This is a genomic window from Pseudomonas defluvii (assembly GCF_001695625.1).
GTDB classification, from domain to species: domain Bacteria; phylum Pseudomonadota; class Gammaproteobacteria; order Pseudomonadales; family Pseudomonadaceae; genus Aquipseudomonas; species Aquipseudomonas defluvii.
On sequence record NZ_MBPN01000003.1, the window covers coordinates 12,133 to 32,482 of the forward strand.

Here is a 20,350-nt window from a genome sequence, read left to right on the forward strand (position 1 = left end):
ATGTCTCACGCTCATACACTGGCCGACCTGGGGTTCGCGCAAAATGTTCAACGTGCGTTGGTCGAACACTTGCAAGGCAGCCCGTTGACGGACGATACCCTGACCATCGCAAGTATTGGTGACCTGGCGGTGCGTATTGCTGCCGCTGATGCGTTGCTGGCGCAGGCCGGGCGCTCGTCGGTCGAGGCCGCCTCCGCACGCTTGGCTGCCGCAGAAGCGGCACAACGGGCGAGTGAACTGCAGGTCGAACTGACCGGAAGGCAAACGCCGCGCCCGTCGATTGAGGGCGATGCCGTACCGTTGTCGCAACTGCGCCGTCGCTTGGGCGACCACTACCTCAATGGTGTGGCACTGACCTGAGCAAAACACACCTGCGAACCTATCCATTCCTTGCAGCGGCACCACTGGCTGGTTTCGCCTGAGCAGGCTTGCCTGCGATGGTATCGACGGGGTGTCAGTGCCTTCGCGGCGCCTGCATCGCGGGCAAGCCCGGCTCCTACAGGTGGGAGCAGGCTTGCCTGCGATGGTATCGGCGCGGTGTCAGCGAATCCACGGCGCCTGTATCGTTGGTCAGGACGGGTCCTTGAATACGCGGCGACCCAGGTAGCTGAACGACAGCACCAGCAGAATCAGTGCGCCGGTGGCCACCTGCTGCCAGTAGAAGTTCCAGCCGATCAGCAGCAGGCCATTGGCGGTGATGTTCAGGAAGAGTACGCCCAGTAGCGTACCTGGTACGTTGGCCCGCCCATGGCGGTTGAGGGTGGTGCCGATAAACACGGCGCCGATTGCATTGATCAGAAAGGCGTTACCCGACATCGGTACATAGGCATTCACTGTGCTGCTCAGCAGTATGCCCGCGACTGAGCAGGCCAGGGCGCACGCGATGAACACCCGGGCGGTGATGCGCTGCACCGGCACACCGCTGTAGCGCGCGACCTCCGGTTGTTCGCCGATGGCCAGCACCTGACGGCCGAAGCGGCCTTTGGCGAGCGCTACACCGTAACCCGCCGCCAGAACCGCAACGATCAGTAGCGGCAACGGAATGCCGAGCACGACGATGCTGGCCAGGGCAGGGCGTGCCTGTGCAGCCAGGTAGATCGGCTGGCCACCGTCGGAGAGCAACTGCTGCACGCTGGTGCCGATAAAGAGCGTACCGAGTGTCGCCAGGAATGGCGAAATACGCAGCCCGCTGATCAACACTGCGTTGAACACGCCGGTCAGGCCGCCCACCAGTATCGCGGACACGATTGCCGGCAGCAGCCCAAAGCCGGCATTGAGCGATACGACGAACGTCAATGCAGCCAGATCCAACGCTACGCTCACCGAAAGGTCGATACCGCCAGCGCTGATTGCCAGCGTCATGCCGATGGCGACAATGGCCAGGAGGGCGAAGTTGTTGAGCAATACACTGCTGAGGTTGCCCACACTGAGAAAACCGGGTGCCTTGACCGCGAAAAATACCAGCAGCACCAGGAACAAGACGGGCAAGACCAGGCGCAGCCATTGACGACTGATTGATACCGAGACGGTGCGGGGTAGCACTGTGGTTGATTGGCTCATGTCACGACCTCCCACGCAGCAGGCTTGAACTGGCGACGACCAGTAGAATCAATACACCCTGTACACCGTTGACCCAGAAGCTGGAGATGTTCAGCAGTTGGAAACCATTGACCAGAAAACCCACCAGCAACGTGGCCAGCAATGTACCGCTGATGCTCGGGCGCAGGCGGCGGGAGAACACGCTGCCTAGAAAGGCGATGGCTACAACCGACAGCAGCATCTCCCCAGAGCCGGTAGTGCTTCCACTGAACCAGGCGGCCGAACAAAACGACGCCAGGCTCCCGCACAGACCACTGAGCAGGTAGCTGGAGAACTGATAGGCCGCCACAGGCAGGCCTGCTGCGGTCGCTGCTTCCGGGTACTCGCCAACGGCATACAGGCGCAGGCCGTAACGACTGAACTGGATCAGCAGCGTCAACAGCAGCGCGGCCATAAGGAACACCCAGGCCAATGCCGGCTGCCCCAGCCAATGACCAAAACTGAGCAGCTCCAGTAGCGCTGACTCGGTTGGCAGCACGGTATTTTCAGTCAACACCAGCTCCAGGCCGGCAATCAGGTTCATGCTGGCCAGCGTCGCCAGCAGTGGCGGCAGGCGCAGGCCGACCACCACCAGGCCGTTAAGCGCACCGATGGCCAGGCCGCATGCCAAGGTCAGGGCGATGCTGCTGGCCGCACTGACGCCCGCGTTGTTCAGCGTGGCATAGACGGCGGCCGACAGCCCGAGATTGGCCGCCAGCGACAGGTCAAGGCCGCCAGATACCACGTTGGAGCCGCCACCGATGATCACGATGGTCAGCCCGAAAGCGAGTAGGCCAAGGATTGCAGACTGCGCGAAGACATTCGAGAGGTTGGTGGGTGAAAGGAAGTTTTGCGCTGTACTGGCAAACACCAGCAAGATCGCCAGGAACGCCAGCGAGGCGCCATGGCGCAGCAGTTTCAATTGCCAGCGGTTCGAGAGTCGTGGGACCGACACGCTGGCCAGGGAGAGATCAGTGGACATAGTCGGGTTCCTGTTGATGATGAGTGCCGGACGCAAGCGCCAGTAGCGTGTCGCTGTCGAGCTCGGCGGCCTTGCGTTGCGCAACGATGGCCCCTCGGTGCATGACATAGACGCGGTCGCACAGGCCCAGCAGCTCGGGCAGATCGGACGAAAGCAGCAAGACACCGGCGCCTTGCTCCACCAGCTTTCCGATCAGACGGTAGATCTCCACTTTGGCGCCGATGTCGATACCGACGCTGGGCTCGTCCAGCAGGTAGAGGGTCGACTGCCGGCTCAGCCATTTGGCCAGCGCCACCTTCTGCTGATTGCCACCGCTGAGCTGGCGCACCCTGGCCTGCGCCCCGGAGGTCTTGATCAGCAGATGCTCGATCAGGGCTTGGGTTTCCTGCTGCTCGCGGCGTTCCGAGAGCAGCCCAAACCGGGTGAAGCGTGAAAGGCTGGCGAGGGTGCTGTTCTCCTGAACGGACAGGTCCAGCGCCACCCCTTGCCGGCGGCGTTCCTCCGGCAACAGGGCAATGCCTTCGCGCACGGCCTGATGCGTACTGTTCAACTCGACAAGTTGCCCGTTCAGGCGAATCTCGCCCTGTTGCGCCGGGTCCAGGCCGAACAGGCTTTTCAGCAGCTCCTTGGCGCCGGAGCCCACCAGCCCGGTGAGGCCGACGATCTCGCCACGGCGCACCAGCAGGTCGATATCGCGATAGGCATGCCGCTTCTGCAGGCCGCTCACCTGCAGTAGCGGCTCGCCCAATGCGACCGGCTGCTTGGGGTACATTTCGGCAACTTCGCGGTTGACCATCAGGCGCGTAATTTCTGCCAGCGATGTGCTGCGCGGATCGACCTCGGCGACATCACGCCCATTGCGCAACACGGTCACCCGGTCACACAGGTGTTCGATCTCTTGCAGGTAGTGAGAGATGTAGATGATCGCCAAGCCCTGATCTCGCAATCGCTTGACGATGCGCAGCAATTGCTCAACCTCGCGTTGCACCAGCGCTACGCTGGGCTCATCGAATACCAGCACCTTGGGTTTGGCGATCAGCGCGCGGGTAATCTGCACCACCTGTTGCTCGGCACTGCTCAGCTCACCAATCAATGCATCCGGCGGCAATTTCAGGTCGAAATACGCGTCAAGCAGGCGTTCGGCTTCCCGCTGTTGCGCACGGCGATCGACGAAAGGGCCGCGGTGTATTTCCTGGCCGAAGAACAGCGCCTCGCTCACCGTGAAACTGGCGGGCAGCAGTCGCTCCTGGTGAATGAACTGAATGCCGAGACGTGCCACCTGGCGCGGCGTGAAGTGTGTGTATTGCTGACCGTCCACCCACAGGCTGCCGGCATCTGGGCGATGAATGCCTGCAAGCACCTTGATCAGGGTCGACTTTCCAGCACCGTTCTCACCGACCAGGCCATGCACGCTGCCACGCTGGACGCGCAGGCTGGCATCGTCCAGCGCGCGCGTGACGCCGAACTGCTTGGTCAGGTTGCGAAGCTCCAGGGCAGGGATGTTGTTCAAGCATCACCCCTGAGGCGGCGAACGTCATCGACGTTGCCCGCTCTGGTCAACCGTGTACCGTTGACGCTGTAGGCCTTGATCGCGGTGCGCCCGGCGTTCAGGGCGCGTCGGCCGATATCGAAGTCACTTTTCTGGCTCATTGGTCACCTCGCAGTTGTTGCATTTCATCCAGGTTGTTTGCCGTGGTCAGCAGGGTGGAAACGTGGGTTTCCTTGGGCAGGTCTTTTTGCCCGGCCAGGTAACGCGCGACATTCTGTACTGCGGTTTTTCCGATCAAGACGGGTTGCTGGGCCACGACGGCGCCGATCGGCGAATCGTCTCGCTGTATCAGGTCGAGCACTTCCGGTGTGCCATCGACACCGTAGGTCTTGATCTCGGTGCGCCCGGCGTCAATCAGCGCCTGGCTGGCGCCCAGTTGCGGGATGTCCCAGGCCGACCAGATGGCCGCGATCTCACCTTTTGGGTACTTGTTGAGCAACGCCGCGACCTGCGAGCGGGCGTCTTGCACGGTGTTGGGGATGACGTCACGCAGCTCGGGCAGAATGACCTTCAGATCAGGATGGTCGGCCAGCGCCTTGATCAGTTCGTCATAGCGAATGCGGCACACGGGTACGCCATAGAAACCGTTGAACACCAGGATGTTGCCCTTGCCACCGGTATCCTTGACCAGTTGCTCCGCCAACAAACGGCCCGCTGCGTAGTTGTCCGAGGTGGTGTTGTTGATGCTGTACTGCGAGGGCGCGTCGATGGTGAACAGTGGAATGCCGGCCGCCTTGATGCGCTTGAGCCAGGGGTCGATCACGCTGAGCGTACCCAGCGTCTGGATAACGGCATCAGGTTTTTGGGTGACCACGGTTTGCAGTTGCGTGACCAGGTTTTTGTCGTTTCGGCCGGCATCCAGCGTAATGGGAGTACCGCCCAGGCGTTTTACCTCGTCGACCTGAGCCTGGAACGCCTTCACGTCGAAGTAATGGCTGGTGCCGGTCATGCTGATGGCGATGCGCTTGCCTGCCAATGACGGCACGTCGTCACTGGCGTAGGTGTTGGCGCCAAACAACAACGCGGTGCAGAACAGCATGTGCAGAAGTTTCATCGTATTCCTCTTCAAGGCATGTACGGCTCGACCGGCTACTTAACGGTCAGTAGCGGGCGACACATTTCTAGGGTGAGAGGAACAAGGCGAGAACCATGCCATGTTTAAAAGTTCTTTTAAAACAATGGCTTGGCTGTATTGAGCGGTAAGGTTGGAAGCACTGCACCGAACAAAGTGCTGAATGGCTGTTCGGGACCGAACAGCACGTAGGCGGTGATGCGCGGGTGACGGGGTTTAGCGCAGAACCGAACGGCCTGGGGGTGGCCGTTCAGTTGCAGTGCCGCGCGTTTGCGCTGCTGCGGTGTGCGAGGGCGTCAGTCGGGTTGCTGCATGCTGCCTGTCTTGTTCAAGCGTACATGCCAGCTCAACGCCTGGCTGAGGTCGTGGGGGGTATGTCCGCCCAGCAGGCAGGCGGCGCTGAAGTAGTCATCGAGGGCCGCGCGGTAGTCTGGGTGTACGCATTGATCAATAATCACCCGGGCCCGCTCTCTAGGCGCGAGGCCCCTCAAGTCAGCCAAGCCGTGCTCAGTGACCAGAATATCCACGTCGTGCTCTGTGTGGTCGACGTGGCTGACCATGGGCACTACGCGCGAAATGTTCCCGTCCTTGGCAATCGACTTGGTCACGAATATCGACAGGCGAGCGTTGCGGGCAAAGTCCCCGGAGCCGCCGATGCCGTTCATCATTTGGGTGCCGCAGACGTGAGTGGAGTTCACGTTGCCGTAGAGATCAAACTCCAGCGCGGTGTTGATTGCAATGAGCCCCAGGCGTCGAATGACTTCCGGGTGATTGGAGATTTCCTGAGGGCGCAGTACCAGGCGGTCAGCGTACTTTTCCAGGTTGCCGAAGACTCGCTCGCCACAAGGACCGGAAAGGGTGATGGAGCATCCCGAGGCAAATTTCAGCTTGCCGGCGTCAAGCAGGTCAAACGTGGAGTCCTGCAGGACTTCGGAGTATTGCACCAAGTCGTTGAAGGGCGCGTTGATCAGGCCACACATCACCGCATTGGCAATGGAACCCACGCCCACTTGCAGCGGCGCCAGGTTTCTTGGCAGACGGCCCATTTCCACCTCCTGCTCGAAGAACCGCACCAAGTGGTCGGCGATGGCCTGCGTGTCATTGTCAGGCGGCAACATGGTCACGGTCGCCTCGGGCGAGTTGCAGATGACGATGGCGGCGATGCGTGACGGATCGATGTCGATTGCCTGGCTACCGATGCGCTCGTTTGAGTGGCGAATGGGGATCGGGCCACGGTGAGGGCGATCTTGAGGCAGGTAGATGTCATGCAACCCTTCGAAATGCGGATTGCTCGCCAGGTTGAGTTCGACGATTACCTGCTTGGCCGCCAGGGCCAGGCTTGCCGAGTTGCCCACCGAGGACGTAGGTACGATATGCCCTTGCTCGGTGATGGACACCGCTTCGACGACCGCAATATCCGGGGTGGGCAGGAAACCATCGCGCACCTGCTCGACCACTTCCGAGAGGTGTTGGTCGATGAACATGACGCGCCCTTCGTTGATGGCTTTGCGCAGTACGGCATCGCCTTGAAAGGGCATCCGCCGTGCCAGCAGGCCGGCTTCGGCCATTTTTCCATCCAGCCCTCCGCCAAGGCTGGCGCCGGTAATCAGGTTGATTTTCAGTGGCATGCTCTTGGCCTGCTCGATCAATGCCAAGGGGACCGCTTTGGCGTCTCCCGCACCGCCAAAGCCACTCATGCCGATAGTCATGCCGTCTTTGATGAGCCGTGCTGCCTGCGTCGCACTCATGATTTTGTCGTGCAGGGAAGCCAGTCGAATACGCGAAGCGTGCATGGGGAAAACCTCAAATAGGGGAGAAATGGACGGGCTACCGGGCATCAAACGCCCAGTGGGTACGCGCGTCATTACTCAGCTGGGCCGTTGCGAAGCGCTGCTCGCCTGATTGTTCTTGGGGGTGGGCAGAAGGGGAGGCCGACACGATCAAGGCGGGTATCGCTATGTTTTGGGGCAAACGTGTGTTGCAAACGTGCGGTGACCGTTAAAGGCCACCGCAGTGGTTCGCAGTGCCAGTCGTTACTGGGGGCTAGTCAATGAACGCGCAGTCAAAATTGTTCGTCGTCCAGGGCCATGATGCTTCTGCTGCCGCTGCCAATGGCGGTCAGCAGGGCATGCACGCGCGGCAGCAGCTGTTCGGCATAGAAGTCGGCAGTGACCTGCTTGGCTTTCAGGAACTGAGGATCGCCGCTGCCGGCGTCGAGCAGGGCTTGTGCGCTCAAGGCCGAGCGAGCCATCAGCCAACCGCCGCAGAGGTAGCCGAACAGCATCATGAAGTTCACGCTGATGCTACCTGCCAGGTGCGCGTCGTTTTTCGCATTGTCGAGGAGAATGCGCAGGGCCAGCCGGCCAGCGCCCAAGGCACCTTCCAGTGCTGCAGCCTGATTGGCGAGGTGCGTCGAGCGTTGCAGCACAGCGACGGTTTCGCCGATATCGTCCAGCAAACGGCTGATCAACTGGCCTTCGTTGAGCAGTGTCTTGCGCCCGACCAGGTCAAGTGCCTGGATGCCGGTGGTGCCTTCATAGATGGTCAGGATACGGGCGTCACGATAATGCTGGGCGGCGCCGGTTTCTTCGATGAAGCCCATGCCACCGTGAATCTGCACGCCGAGGGAGGTCACTTCTTGCGCCATCTCGGTCAGCCACCCCTTGACGATGGGAGTGAGCAGGTCGACGCGACCTTGATGCAGCTTTGCCGCGTCTGCGTCAGGTGCGTAGGTGGTCCGGTCCACTTCGGCGGCAGCCACCAGTGCCAGGGCTCGCATTGCCTCGATGGACGCCTTCATCTGAAGCAGCATGCGCCGTACATCCGGGAAGTGGATGATCGAGAAGCGGCTACCGTCCTTGCGCGTGCCTTGCAGGCGGTCCTTGGCGTACTGCAAGGCGTGTTGGTAGGCGCGTTCGGAGATGGCCAGGCCTTGCAGGCCAACGCTTTGTCGAGCGTGGTTCATCATGGTGAACATGCACGCCAGCCCTTGGTGTGGTTCGCCCACCAGGTAACCGATGGCGCCACCGTTATCGCCAAAGCTCATGACACAGGTCGGGCTGCCGTGGATGCCCAGCTTGTGCTCCAGCGCGATGCAGCGGGCATCGTTGAGTACGCCTGGCTTGCCTTGGGCATCAAGCAGGAATTTAGGCACGACGAACAGCGAAATGCCTTTTACGCCGGCCGGTGCATCTGGCAGCCGGGCCAGTACCAGATGGACGATGTTCTCCGTCATCTGGTGGTCGCCCCAAGTGATGAAGATTTTCTGCCCGCTGATCAGGTAATGGTCGCCCTGAGGGATAGCACGGCTCTTGATCGCGGCCAGGTCTGAACCGGCATCCGGCTCGGTGAGGTTCATGGTGCCGGTCCATTCGCCACTGACCAACGGGGCAAGGTAGGCATCACGCAAGGCGGGCGAGCCGTGGTGGGCGATGGCCTCGATTGCACCTTGCGTCAGCATCGGGCAGAGGGCGAAGGCCATGTTGGCCGAATGCCAGATTTCATTGACGGCAGTGCCGATCACATTTGGCAGGTTTTGGCCGCCCCAGATTTCCGCTGCAGTCAACGAAGGCCAGCCGCCGGCCTGGAACTGCTGATAAGCATCGGCGAAACCGGGAGTTTCCTGAACGCCGTGCTCGCCCAGACGTGCGCCCTGGGTGTCGCCAATCCTGTTGAGCGGTGCCAATACGCCAGAGCCCAGACGACCGGCTTCGGCCAGAATCGCGGACACCAGTTCATCGTTGATGTCATCCCGATGTGCCGATGCACACAAGGCTTCAAATTCGACCAGTTGCTGCAGGACGAACTCGCTGTCGCGATAGGGGTGGGTGTAATCACTCATTAAGACATCCTCTTTAAAACGATGCGTCAGGCCGACCGTGCTGTTCACGCTGCAGGGGCCAAACGTCAGGCTCGTGTCATGGGTATTGGGTATTGGGTATTGGAAGCGTCAGGCCTTGCGTTGAGCTGCGCCCGATAATCGACCAAATTGGCCAGATTCGATGGGGCGCTCGCCCCAACTGTCATGGGCTTGCTGGCATTGGCCACAGCCGGCGCCCGGTGCATGAAGCCGCACTAATGGGGGCAGTGTGAGCCGGTAATTATGTAGGGCAGAGGGCGCATATCGGCCGCGCTTCAGGCCGTTGGCGTGCACGCTGGGCGCAACGGATGTCGCCTGGCGCGGGTACATCAATGCGTTTAGCCTGCAGTTCTTGCGCGGACGAGTAGCTGTCCCTGGCGTTGTAACCGCGTTTACTGCTTGCACGTGCACGGACGGGTTCCTTGGGAATTGTCGGAAATGGCAGCGTTTTACCCGCATCAGTCAGGCCTCTGCTGGCGGTCGCTACCTTCCATTGGAAGGGCCCCTGGCGACAATAACGAAACCAGTCGAAAAATAGACATTAACGGACAGCGGTATAGCGGTAGACTTCGCCGATGTGATGCAGGGATATGTCTTCGATGGGTATAGAGCGCTATTCCATTTCCATTCATTTCGCCCGAATGCTCATGAACGCCGGGCGCCGCCTTCAGCTTGACGAGGCGGTGCTGCTCAATGAGGCGGGCCTTAATCGACGCATGTTGGAAAATGCCCATCTGCGGATCACGCCTGATCAATTCAGTCGCTTGATGCGAGCGGTCTGGCGTTTGGCCGATGACGAGTTTCTGGGCATGGGCGCGCAGCGGTGTCGGCAGGGCGTGTTCGCCATCATGGCCAAGCAGGTCGTTCATTCACGTAACCTGCACTCGGTGTATTACAAGCTGAGCCACTTCTACAATGTGGTGAATGACTCCTTGCACCTCGCGCTTGATGTCGTCGGTGATGAAGCGGTTTTTTCGATGAGGCTCAAGGATCCGGCTCAAGACCCGGACTACCTGCTCAGAGGTTTTCTACTGCTGTTGTGGCATCGTTTTCCAAGCTGGTTGATTGGCCAGCGGATTTCGCTGAAGCATGTTGCGTTTGACCATCCGGCCCCCAAACACCTGACAGAGTACCGCTTGATGTTTCCCTGTCCGGCGAAGTTCGACCAGCCGGTGACCTGCCTGGTGTTCGATGCGGCGGCACTCAAGGCGCCGCTGGTGCAAACACCCGAGGCCCTCAGGGTTCATTTGAAGCGAGCGCCATTCGACTGGTTCACTCGGCCGGCCTATTACCCCGTCTATACACGGCGGGTGCTGGATTACCTGGAGCGCTCGGAAAATCTGGCTGAAGCCACCATTCAGCATGCGGCACTCGCGTTACACCTCACCGACAGAACACTGAGGCGAAAGCTCGCGGCTGAGGGAAGCCAGTTTCAACGGCTCAAGGATGGTGTGCGTCGGGACATGGCGATCCATTACTTGAGCCAGACGTCGATGTCGATCAGTCTTGTTTCCCAAGCGCTGGGTTTTTCTGAGCCTTCCGCATTCACTCGGGCGTTCCGGCAATGGACAGGGGAGCTGCCGAAGACCTACAGGGATGTCGCTCGTGATAGAAAATAGTCGGCAATGGTTTTCTGGCCAGTCTGTTCGACCCAAGTCGCGCTTCAGCCTTCTTGCGGTTCGATGGTAAAGTCGCCGCCATGAAACTCGCCCGCTCAGACCGCCCACTCATTGCCTGGATGCTGTACTTCAGCGTTCTGTTCAATGTGTTTGCCTGCGGTTTGGGGCACGGGCAGGTGATGGGGCTGGAACTCAATGGCTTGGATGGACAGTTCTGTGCCTCCCTCGGCGGCAAGGCCCCCAGCCCGAGCACCGACCTCAGTAACCCTTCGGCCAGCGGCTGGGGCGCCAGTTTTTCGTGTCCGATTTGCTCTGCGCTAAGCCTTGGCATCGCCATGCTGTTCTGCCTCGGCTGGTTGCTACGGCTGGGGCAAACACAACGTCCCGGCCGTGAGCAACGCTGCAAGGCGCCCCCGCGTTATTCCTGGCCCTCGGCCAATCCTCGCGCATCCCCTCTGATTTAACGCTCGCAGGCGGACGGCCTTATTGGCCGGTGACCGCTGCAGGCCTTCGTCCGCTGTTCGCCTTGCTGTCGCCCATGCGCCACAGCGTGGGGGCGGGTGTTTGATTGTCATCATCCTTAGGGTGTTGCATGCAGGGTGGAATGAGTAACGCCAGTCAGCAGAACGTCTGGGTCGCGGCGTTTCTGGCGATTGTGCTGAAGGCCATGGCGCTGCCGATGGCCGGTGCTTTTGGCGCGTTGAGCATTGAGCAGTTGCTGACGGGCAGCTTTTGCTCGGCGGGCAGCGTGCAGCAGGCCACGCTTGTGCTCGACAAACAGCAGCCATCCTCTGCGGGCAAGGCTGACCACGTCCATTGTTGCTGTTCTCAGACGCTTGAAGCGTTATTCATTCCGCCAGCGTCGATGGCGCTGATCGGTGTTATCGCGACGTCACCGCGGCCGTTCACGCAGTCATTGTTCTGGTTATCGCCCCGTGCCCGCTGGCCGTCGATCAACCCCCGAGCGTCTCCTGCTCGTCACGCATGACCGGCATTTTCTGCACACCCGAATCGGGTGTGCCCATGGTTAATGGTGACAGGGTAAGGAGCGCAACATGGCGCGTGGTATTGAAGGTTTGAATCGCCCATTGGGGAGGCTCATATGCGAGCGCTAGCGGTTCCGTCAGGCGCCTCGCGATTGGTCAGCAAGGCTTCCCGACTGGGGAAAAAAGGGGATTTTCTGCTGCCGTTTCCCGACTACCCCAGCAACGCACGCAGCTTCGTGCACCTGGATGCCCGTTTGCTGCCGTACTGGCACACGTTGTTCGATGTGTGCCCGGCGCTGCTTAAGCTCGACCCTCCGGATGGTCTGAATATCTTTCGTGGTTTCATGACCTGGGCGTACCGCAATCATCCGCCACTGAACTGGACGTATTACCTGAGCGTATGTCGTTGGCTGCTTGGCTCCAGCTACCGGGCACGGATCAACGATGCGCACATCGAGTCGTTCATGAGTGCTGCGGCGGCGCGTTGGATCACTACCGATGACAGTCTGGCGCGCGGGTTGGTCTTGGCCTGGCAAGGTTCACCGCAGATGCTCTTCGATTGGAAGGTGGCGCCTCGTCCGATGCTCGCGCCCGATGTGGAGCAGGAAGAACTCCCTCCAGTGCCGTGGGACTTTGCCTGGTGCCCACTGACAGGCAAGGGCGGCACGGGGTTTCGCAGGTGGTTGCCGGTACCCTGAGTAGCGCTTGCCGGGCGCGTCGGTGGCAAGCCAGCCTGTCGGCTTTGTGCGACAGGCTGCCGCATCCCTGGCAGCCGCCCATAAAGCGGCCCGCCGGGGAGGCCCTGGCATGGCTTGGCCGTGGCGGGATGTCGCAGGTCAGCGCCAAGGCAGCCTCATGCTAGAGTCCTGGACGACGCGTTGATTGCTCTTGGCAGGGTACGCCGCGGCACTGAATGTCAGGGGGCTGTAATGACCCTGGCATTTTTTATGTTCCAGGAGCCACACCTGATGCGTTCGTTAACGTTGAGTGTTGTTTTCGTCGTGCTGGCGTGGCTGGCAGGTTGCGCGGGCAATAAGCCGGAAACTGCAGATGTACAACCCGTGACCATTGGTTTTTCACTGATGGCTGCTGGGCGGCCAGTGCACTGCGGGGCGATGTTCGGGCCTTTGGGGCGCGATCAAAAACGCGTGTGGTTACATGATGCACGCTTCTATGTCCAAGACGTTGCATTGATCGATGAAACCGGGCGGCAAGTACCGCTGCGATTAAGCCTCAATGAGTGGCAAAACGCTCAGGTTGCCTTGCTCGACTTTGAGGACGGTACCGGCCATTGCAGTGGCGGTACGCCCGGCACCAACACCACGGTTGTGGGCACGGTACCTGCCGGGCACTACACCGGGCTGGCCTTTACAGTGGGCGTGCCAGAGGCCCTCAATCACACCAGCACTGAACTGCAAGGCCCGCCGCTGGACCTGGCGGCCATGGGCTGGAGTTGGCAGGTCGGGCGCAAGTTCGCCAAGATCGAGGTCGATCCCGAAGGAGGGGTGACCAGGGCCGATGGTTCGAAAGCCGCCACCTGGTATCTACACCTGGGCTCGACCGGTTGCACGGGCAACCCGGTTACCGGGGAGAGCGTGTCTTGCCCGCGTGGCAACCGTGTTTTATTACGCATGAAGGGCTTTGAGCCGAGTAAACAGGTGGTCACACTGGACCTGGCCACCCTGTTTCAAGGCAGCCAGCTGTCCAGTGATGAGGGTGGGGCCGTGGGTTGCATGAGCGGCCCCGACGATCCTGAATGCGTGGCGTTACTTGAACACCTGGGTGTGTCGCGGGAGTCAGGAGCACTATCTGCCTTCAGGGCACAGCCCAAGCCATGAGTGCGCGCCGGCTGGCGATGTGTCTGGGCGTACTTGTCGGCATCGGCGCAGCGCTGCCGGTGATGGCGCAAACCTGGTCATGGAACCTGCCTTCCCATGTGCCGGAGCCTCGGGTACCTGCAGATAATCCGATGTCGACGGCCAAAGTCGAGTTGGGGCGGTGGTTGTTCTTCGACACCCGGTTGTCTGCCGACGGCAGCCGTTCATGCGCCTCTTGCCACCATCCCGATCGAGCCTTTACCGATGGCCGGGCGCGCTCGGAGGGCATGGCCGGGCAGTTGACCCACCGAAATGCGCCCAGCCTGGCCAACAGTGCCTGGAATGCCACCTACAACTGGGCTGCGCCTGCGATCGTGTCGCTGGAGCGACAGATGGAAATACCGCTGTTTGGCGATGATCCGATCGAGATGGGTGTCAATGACAACAATCGTGCACAGATCCTTCAGCGCCTGCGTGACGATCCGCTGTACCTGCCCCTGTTCCGGCAGGCCTTTCCAGAGCAGGCAGCACCGCTGAGCATGGCCTCGATCATCAAGGCGATTTCAGCGTTCCAGCGCAGCATTGTCTCGGCGGACAGCCGCTATGACCGTTATCTGCAGGGTAAGCAGGCCCTGAGCGCCGCAGAGCAACGTGGCATGACGCTGTTTTTCGGTGAGCGAGCGGAATGCCATCACTGTCATGGCAGCTTCAATTTCAACGATCAGGTGGTACATGCCAGGAGCCGTGTGGTGGAAACGCCGTTTCACAACACCGGGCTCTACAACATCGACACCGCCGGTGGTTTCCCTTTTCCCAACCGCGGTCTGTACGAAAGCACCGGCAAGCCCGAGGACATGGGCGCCTTTCGTGCGCCTGGCTTGCGCAACGTAGCCGTCACCGGGCCTTACATGCACGATGGCAGCATCGCTAGCCTGGAGGAGGTGATCGACTTTTATTCTGCGGGCGGTAGGGTGATTCGTTTTGGCCCCAATCAGGGAGATGGACGGCTCAATCCGCACAAGAGCGGCCTGATAGCCAGGCTCGACCTCAGCGATGAGGAAAAGGGGGATCTACTCGCGTTTCTGCAGGCCCTGACGGATGAAACGCTGCTCAAAGACCCGCGCTTTTCCGACCCCTGGAAGCACAAGCACTGAGCCGTCATTGCCTGCGCAGGTTGCACTCAGCAGGACGTCCGGCCCGCGACAGTACGACGCAGCTCGTTTACGCACGGCTGCCGTGAGCGGTCAATAAACGTGAGGGCAGCAAGCCGTCCGCGCGTGCTGGCCAACACGGCCAAGCCGTGCGGCGGGCTGTCGCAGTTTTAGCAGCAAGCCCTGAGGCACTAGAGTCGCGCCGTCCGTTGACAGGGTAGTCGCTGGCGCCATCCAGAGCGCTTTATCAGGGCTTTGTGGAGCATGTCGGACGGCTGCCGCCAGATTATCGAGCGAGCACCTTCATGGTTTTAAAACAACGTCCTGGCCCTGCGCCACTGGGCTGGTCCCTGGTATTGATCAGCGTGTTCAGCAACGCTGCCGAGCAACCACTGGCCTTGCCGGAAACCACCGTCGTCGGCCAACGTGAGCCCGGCTATAAAGCCGAAACCGTCAGTGGATTCAATAAAACCCCGCTCAGCCCACGAGAGGTTCCTCAGTCGGTCAGTGTGGTGACGCGTCAGCAGATGGACGACCAGGGCATGGTCAGTGTCCCCGACGCCATGCAGCAAGTGACCGGCGTCACCCTCATCGCCAATGACACCTTGAGCTACCAGTATTTGTCCCGTGGTTATGCGTTGGGCGTGATGTACGACGGTGTGCCTTCCTACAACGGTATGACCCCTTCCAACCAGTTCGACCTGCCGCTGTACGAGCGCATCGAAGTGCTCCGGGGGCCTTCCGGCCTGCTGCAGGGCGCGGGTGAGCCTGGCGGTGTGGTCAATCTGGTCAAGAAACGGCCCCTGGATCATTTCGCCGCCAACTGGGCGCTCTCTGCCGGCTCCTGGGATACCTACCGCCGTGAGGGCGATATCAGCGGGCCGCTGAATGACAGCGGCAGCTTGCGCGGTCGCCTGGTGCTGTCGAGCGAGGATCGCCAGTACTTCTACGATCGAACCAGCAGTGACAAATGGTTGGGGATGGCCGCCCTTGCTTACGACCTGAATCCGCAGACCACACTGGACGTTTCCTACAGCACCCAAGAGCAGCAGGTGCAGGCGCCCTGGTCCGGGTTACCGGCATATGACCTGGTGGACGCCAAGGGGCACTACAGGTTGTTGGATGTGTCACGCTCAACCTTCCATGCCCCTGACTGGGGACGGCTGAGTTACGACACCCATGAGTGGTCGGCCAGCCTTGAACATCGTTTCGACAACGAATGGGTACTCAAGGGCGCGTTCAACCGGCGGGAACAGTACCAGAACTACAAGTACGCCTATGCCTCATCGGGCCTGGCGCCGCTGACCGATACCCTCCGCTACAGCAGCATGCAAGGTGCCTACAACTACACCCGCGAAGGCATGGACGTGTTCTTGAGCGGGCCGTTCGCGTTGCTGGGGCGTACCCACAACCTGCTGCTGGGGGCCAACGCTGAGGTGTACAACAGCCGTGGCCGCTCGGGGCGTGGTGTGGGGGGGAGCACAACCTTTGACGGGCTTGACGACCTGCCCGAACCGACGATTGCGTACACCTCGGGCAGAGAGAGTGAAACCGAACAGTACGGTCTCTATTCCCGGCTGAACATTAGCCTTGCCGATCCGTTGACGCTGGTGCTGGGGGCTCGCACCACGACCTTCCGCAGCCGTACCCGCGACGTTGCGCCATCCAATGCCACGGACTGGCGAGACGGAGCTGAAGCCGATCAGCAGGTCAGCCCTTACGGTGGCGTGCTGTACGAGTTGAACCCGAACATCACCCTGTACGCCAGCTATACCGACATTTTCGTACCGCAGACCCAACTGAAGGCGGATGGCAGTGTGCTCAAGCCGCGTGAAGGGCGCCAGTATGAAGTCGGCAGCAAAACCGAATGGCTGGAAGGGCGCCTGGGGCTGTCGTTGGCCTGGTTCAATTTGCGCGACGAGAACCGTGCCTACGCCGATCCGGCTTATCCAAACGACAACTACTACCTGAACGCCGGCGAAGTAGAGAGCGAGGGCTGGGAGCTGGAAGTCACTGGCAAGCCCGCCGCTGGGCTCGACCTGTCGGCAGGTTACACCCGCCTGGAGACGCGCTACCTGCAAGCCCGTGAGAACCAGGGGCGAACCTACTCGATCCAGACGCCCAAGGACCAGCTCAAGCTGTGGAGCAACTACCGCTTTGACGAGCAGAGCGCCCTGGCGGGGTTCAGTGTCGGCCTTGGAGTACTGGCCAATGGTGCCACACAGAGTTCCCGGGGCTGGCGCGACGAACTGGTGAACAGTGGTTATGCCGTGGTCAACGGCCGTATCGGCTACCAACTGGACAAGCAGCACAGCGTCGATCTGCACATCAACAACCTGCTGGACCGCACCTACTACGCCTCAGTCGGTACCCCCAATATCTACAACTTCTATGGTGAGCCGCGCAGTTTTACGCTGACCTTTAGAGGGGCGTACTGAGTGTGTGATGCAGGTTGATCTCGACAGGTGTAAAGGCCTGGGCGCAGAACCTGCCGTGGCCTGAAAAGCGGGCAGGGCGAGCGCCACTGCCCGTTTTACCGTTAGCGCGTTTCCGGCCTTGAACGGTCGGCCTCCATACCACCGAGCAACGCCTGCGCCAGCCCTTGAGCCATATCAACGGCCGTGCGGGTGGACCAGAGCAGATGCCGGGTTTCGCTGTCGACCACCAGACAGGCTTGTTCATTGGTGGCGTAGGCGGAACGTAGCAGGATGGTGAGGTGGATCAGCACGTCTTCGACGTTAAGCCCGGCGCGAACACTTAACAGCGGATCGTGGCTGTCTTCGCAGGAACCGAAGGTGGCGCAGGCGGTGGTTTTCAGGATGTTGGTGGGTGGGGGATCGGGGACTATCTTGGTCATGGTGACGCTCCTTGATCAGTGGAGCTACTACCCATCGCTGCTAAACGATAAGGGTGGCAGCTGTACGCGGGTTAGCAGACCAGGGATCAAGGAACCCGGCGCGCACGAAGGCGCCCCGCGCACAACCGCCATAACACAAGACAACAGTCACGAATCAAATCGTCTGCTGAACGAGTAATGGGCGCTGTATGCACCTTGATCATTGGGCGGGCTGCTAAACCCGGTCGCTGGATTGGCAGCAACGCAGGGGGGTTAACGGGGTTGATGTGTGGATTCAAGCGCAGATGTGCGTGAGCTGACGCGAACGTCCTTGGTAGCCGATAAGGGTGGCAGTTGTACGCGGATTGGTAGACCGGGACTCAAGGACCCCAGCGCACCCGAAGGCGCCCCGCGCACAACCGCCATGACACGAAGTAACAGGCACGAATTAAAGCACCTGCTGAACGAGGGTTGGGCTGCTGAAATCGGCCGCTGTATGATGCGATACAAGCACCGCGAATTTACTGAGACCACGCCGATACCATCGCGGGCAAGCCCGCTCCCACAAGATGGACTGCAGTCCGGTGGGTGATTCATACAAGCAGGCTTGCCTGCGATACAAACACCGCGAAGGTACTGGCACCACACCGATGCCATCACGGGCGAAGCCCGCCCACAGGATAGTGTTGGCCTCAGCCGTTGCACATTCACTGTGGGAGCGGGTTTACCCGCGAACACGGGCGCAGCCCGTGCCATGTTACTGGGGTAATTGAGTGCCCTCGATGGTGAAAGCGCTCATCCACCATCGACAGTTCACAAGCAATAGCCGTTGTTCAGCCTGAAGCCAAAAAATGGCTACCTCCCTTGCGGACCAAGCAGTGATGACCGTCACTCAGGCAACCTTGGCCTGAACGGTAAACAGGCTCGCCCCCAGCGCCACGAACGAGGCGCCGAACAGCCGGTTCATCAACCGCGCACGGTTCGGCGAGGCGAGCTTGCGCCGCAGCACCTGGGCCAGGGCCACATAGAAGGCATGGGAGGCGATCGAGCAGGCCGCGAAGGTCAGCACGAGAATGCTCAACTGTGCGTTCGAGTCACTTCCCGAGCGGATGAATTGCGGCAGGAACGCTGCGAAGAACAGGATCGCCTTGGGGTTGGTCAGCGCCACGGTCACGCCGTTTAGCATCAGTCTGTTGTTGCTGGAGGCGCGCCTGGCCGGCCGTCACAACGCCTTACAGGAACGCCATCTGCGCCTCCGATCGCGTGCAGTACAGCATAGGGAATTTGCTACTTCATCGAAGATTGCCTGACGTGGTTGGCTCAATTGGGCAGGTAACCCTCGACGTAGCGCACTGTCTTTTCCAACGTTCGCGCCAGGTCGGGATGTGTTAACTGATACTTCCTTTCCAGTTGCTTGCTATGGCTCATGTCGAAGCGCTGCGTCTGAATAAAGTTCAGTGACTCGGCGCTGATCGCGAGTCGGGCTGCCAGTCCGGGAATCGTCAAAAGCCACCTGAGCACCCCTATCGCTACATGGCGGCGGGGTGCCTTGACCTTCAGCGTTATTGCGACCTGCTGAAGCATCCCCTGCAAGTTCGGTGTGCGCTCATCGAGCGCCAGAACCTGCCGGTTGGCCATCGAAGGGTCGAACGCCACGCGGGTTATCATCGTCACCAGGTAATCGACGCTGACCAATGGCAACCAGTGCCCGGCGGAACCGGGGACAGCTTTGAACCGGCCTTGTGCCAGATTTCGAACGAGTTCGGCCAGCGGTTGCCCTTCCAGGATGTGCCCACTCTCGCTGTGGCCACACACCGTAGCAGGATGAACGATCGTGTAATCCGCGCCCGCTTCCTGCATGTAACGAATGACTGCGAAATGGGACTCGAGCTTGCTGCCTTCGTAGCCACCTACACGGCTGTAGACTGCGGGCCAATGTGTGTTTTCAGGGTGCTCATTATCAACCCCGATACTGGCAAGGTGGGTAAGGTTCTGCAGCATAAAGCCGCCCACCATCAGCAATCGGATACGCTGGCTCGCCGCAAGCCTGGCGACGTTCAGCGCCCCTTGCACATTGACTGTGCGGGCGCGTTCCATTGTAAGCCCCCAGGTAAATTGCGCCGCGAGGTGGAAAACCACAGCGGCCGAAGACACGCGCTGCCTGTCTGCCTCGCTGAGCCCAAGCCCCTCTCTGCTGATATCGCCCTCAACGGCATGGATATACGCAGGGTTACCGCCCAGTCGGCCTACCTGCTCTCTGAGGCGCTCAATGTTTTCAGGGCTGCGCATAAGCACCCAAGTCTTGTGCCCTGTGGCAGTAAGACGCGCCAGTAAATGTTGACCCACAAACCCACTGCCGCCTGTGACGAAGCATTCAACGCTCATGCCTGACTCCTTGTTTGGATGATTGGCGCAGGCTAAGGTGTAGAGCCTGCTCTACAGTCAAGGAGTTTTTAATGTGAACATTGGGGAGTTGGAGCGCCGCAGTGGCGTCGGGCGCCATGCATTGCGCTATTACGAACAGCTCGGGCTGATCGTGGCCCATCGACAGGCCAACAACTACCGCAGCTACAGCGATCAGACCGTTGTTGATTTGGCATTCATTCAGAGTGCCCAGAGCGGAGGGTTTTCACTCGCTGAGATCGGCGACATCCTCGCGGCCAAGCGGGGCAATACGATCGATTGCGCTCAAGGCGCGGCCTTGGTCGCCAGCAAGATGGCCGAAATTCAAGCGAAGATCACCACCCTGCAAGCCGCGTATGTTTTTTTGGACGCGGAGCGTGCGAAGCTTGAAGCCAGTGCCATTGCCAACGGACAGACTATTCCTCACCTGTCTGTCCCTGAGCATGCCTCGACGCCATAGCCTCCGGGCGAGGCCATTCAGCATGGCCCCAGCACCCT

Annotated in this window: 19 protein-coding genes; 9 read left to right on the top strand and 10 right to left on the bottom strand. The window is 60.4% G+C overall.

All coding sequences use genetic code 11. The features are described from left to right. Positions 1–360, top strand: a complete 360-nt coding sequence (locus tag EKA13_RS01160; RefSeq protein ID WP_065757708.1) for a hypothetical protein — start codon at positions 1–3, stop codon at positions 358–360. 210 nt (positions 361–570) lie between these two features. Here the strand turns inward: EKA13_RS01160 and EKA13_RS01165 are convergent, their stop codons facing one another. The 7 genes from EKA13_RS01165 to EKA13_RS01190 all read right to left on the bottom strand — a co-directional run bounded on the left by EKA13_RS01165 (position 571) and on the right by EKA13_RS01190 (position 9,022). Next, a complete protein-coding gene (locus EKA13_RS01165; RefSeq protein ID WP_065757709.1) occupies positions 571–1,560 on the bottom strand; it encodes an ABC transporter permease in 990 nt (329 codons plus the stop codon). Position 1,561: 1 nt separating this feature from the next. Continuing rightward, positions 1,562–2,560, bottom strand: a complete 999-nt coding sequence (locus tag EKA13_RS01170; protein ID WP_083199715.1) for an ABC transporter permease — start codon at positions 2,558–2,560, stop codon at positions 1,562–1,564. After that, positions 2,550–4,061 (bottom strand): sugar ABC transporter ATP-binding protein, encoded by a 1,512-nt coding sequence (locus EKA13_RS01175; protein WP_065757789.1) that lies wholly within the window; start codon positions 4,059–4,061, stop codon positions 2,550–2,552. Before EKA13_RS01175 ends, EKA13_RS01170 begins: the two co-directional genes overlap by 11 nt. A gap of 5 nt (positions 4,062–4,066) precedes the next feature. Next, complete coding sequence (locus tag EKA13_RS27745) at positions 4,067–4,210, bottom strand: hypothetical protein (RefSeq protein ID WP_176717384.1); 144 nt, start codon at positions 4,208–4,210, stop codon at positions 4,067–4,069. Beyond that, positions 4,207–5,163: a sugar ABC transporter substrate-binding protein gene (locus EKA13_RS01180; protein ID WP_065757710.1), complete on the bottom strand. Its 957-nt coding sequence runs from the start codon at positions 5,161–5,163 to the stop codon at positions 4,207–4,209. The genes EKA13_RS27745 and EKA13_RS01180 overlap by 4 nt, the downstream gene beginning before the upstream one ends. Positions 5,164–5,477: 314 nt before the next feature. Continuing rightward, a complete protein-coding gene (gene scpC, locus EKA13_RS01185; RefSeq protein WP_065757711.1) occupies positions 5,478–6,974 on the bottom strand; it encodes a succinyl-CoA:acetate CoA-transferase ScpC in 1,497 nt (498 codons plus the stop codon). Between the two features lie 269 nt (positions 6,975–7,243). Beyond that, entirely contained in the window at positions 7,244–9,022 is a 1,779-nt protein-coding gene (locus EKA13_RS01190) for an acyl-CoA dehydrogenase family protein (protein ID WP_065757712.1), read from the bottom strand. 734 nt (positions 9,023–9,756) lie between these two features. Here EKA13_RS01190 and EKA13_RS01195 point away from each other — a divergent pair. The 7 genes from EKA13_RS01195 (at position 9,757) to EKA13_RS01225 (ending at position 17,051) form a co-directional block, all read left to right on the top strand. Beyond that, the gene (locus tag EKA13_RS01195) at positions 9,757–10,659 is read left to right on the top strand and encodes an AraC family transcriptional regulator (protein ID WP_245704293.1); all 903 of its coding nucleotides are present in this window, start codon (positions 9,757–9,759) and stop codon (positions 10,657–10,659) included. Between the two features lie 80 nt (positions 10,660–10,739). Further along, positions 10,740–11,123 (top strand): DUF2946 domain-containing protein, encoded by a 384-nt coding sequence (locus tag EKA13_RS01200; RefSeq protein ID WP_065757714.1) that lies wholly within the window; start codon positions 10,740–10,742, stop codon positions 11,121–11,123. A gap of 140 nt (positions 11,124–11,263) precedes the next feature. Next, entirely contained in the window at positions 11,264–11,647 is a 384-nt protein-coding gene (locus tag EKA13_RS01205) for a DUF2946 family protein (RefSeq protein WP_245704287.1), read from the top strand. A gap of 114 nt (positions 11,648–11,761) precedes the next feature. Then, complete coding sequence (locus tag EKA13_RS01210) at positions 11,762–12,343, top strand: putative natural product biosynthesis protein (RefSeq protein WP_065757716.1); 582 nt, start codon at positions 11,762–11,764, stop codon at positions 12,341–12,343. A gap of 270 nt (positions 12,344–12,613) precedes the next feature. Next, complete coding sequence (locus EKA13_RS01215; RefSeq protein WP_065757791.1) at positions 12,614–13,483, top strand: MbnP family copper-binding protein; 870 nt, start codon at positions 12,614–12,616, stop codon at positions 13,481–13,483. Beyond that, the gene (locus EKA13_RS01220; protein WP_245704288.1) at positions 13,480–14,616 is read left to right on the top strand and encodes a methanobactin export MATE transporter MbnM; all 1,137 of its coding nucleotides are present in this window, start codon (positions 13,480–13,482) and stop codon (positions 14,614–14,616) included. Before EKA13_RS01215 ends, EKA13_RS01220 begins: the two co-directional genes overlap by 4 nt. A gap of 302 nt (positions 14,617–14,918) precedes the next feature. Further along, complete coding sequence (locus EKA13_RS01225; RefSeq protein ID WP_065757717.1) at positions 14,919–17,051, top strand: TonB-dependent siderophore receptor; 2,133 nt, start codon at positions 14,919–14,921, stop codon at positions 17,049–17,051. Positions 17,052–17,152: 101 nt separating this feature from the next. Here the strand turns inward: EKA13_RS01225 and EKA13_RS01230 are convergent, their stop codons facing one another. The 3 genes from EKA13_RS01230 to EKA13_RS01240 all read right to left on the bottom strand — a co-directional run bounded on the left by EKA13_RS01230 (position 17,153) and on the right by EKA13_RS01240 (position 19,834). Then, on the bottom strand, positions 17,153–17,470 hold the full coding sequence (locus EKA13_RS01230) for a hypothetical protein (protein ID WP_065757718.1): 318 nt from the start codon (positions 17,468–17,470) through the stop codon (positions 17,153–17,155). 871 nt (positions 17,471–18,341) lie between these two features. Continuing rightward, a complete protein-coding gene (locus EKA13_RS01235; RefSeq protein ID WP_281182051.1) occupies positions 18,342–18,638 on the bottom strand; it encodes a LysE family translocator in 297 nt (98 codons plus the stop codon). Positions 18,639–18,769: 131 nt separating this feature from the next. Next, positions 18,770–19,834, bottom strand: coding sequence for an SDR family oxidoreductase (locus tag EKA13_RS01240; RefSeq protein WP_065757720.1), 1,065 nt, complete (start codon positions 19,832–19,834; stop codon positions 18,770–18,772). 73 nt (positions 19,835–19,907) lie between these two features. Here EKA13_RS01240 and EKA13_RS01245 point away from each other — a divergent pair, with 73 nt between their 5' ends. Then, positions 19,908–20,312: a MerR family transcriptional regulator gene (locus EKA13_RS01245; protein WP_065757721.1), complete on the top strand. Its 405-nt coding sequence runs from the start codon at positions 19,908–19,910 to the stop codon at positions 20,310–20,312. Positions 20,313–20,350: the final 38 nt, after the last annotated feature.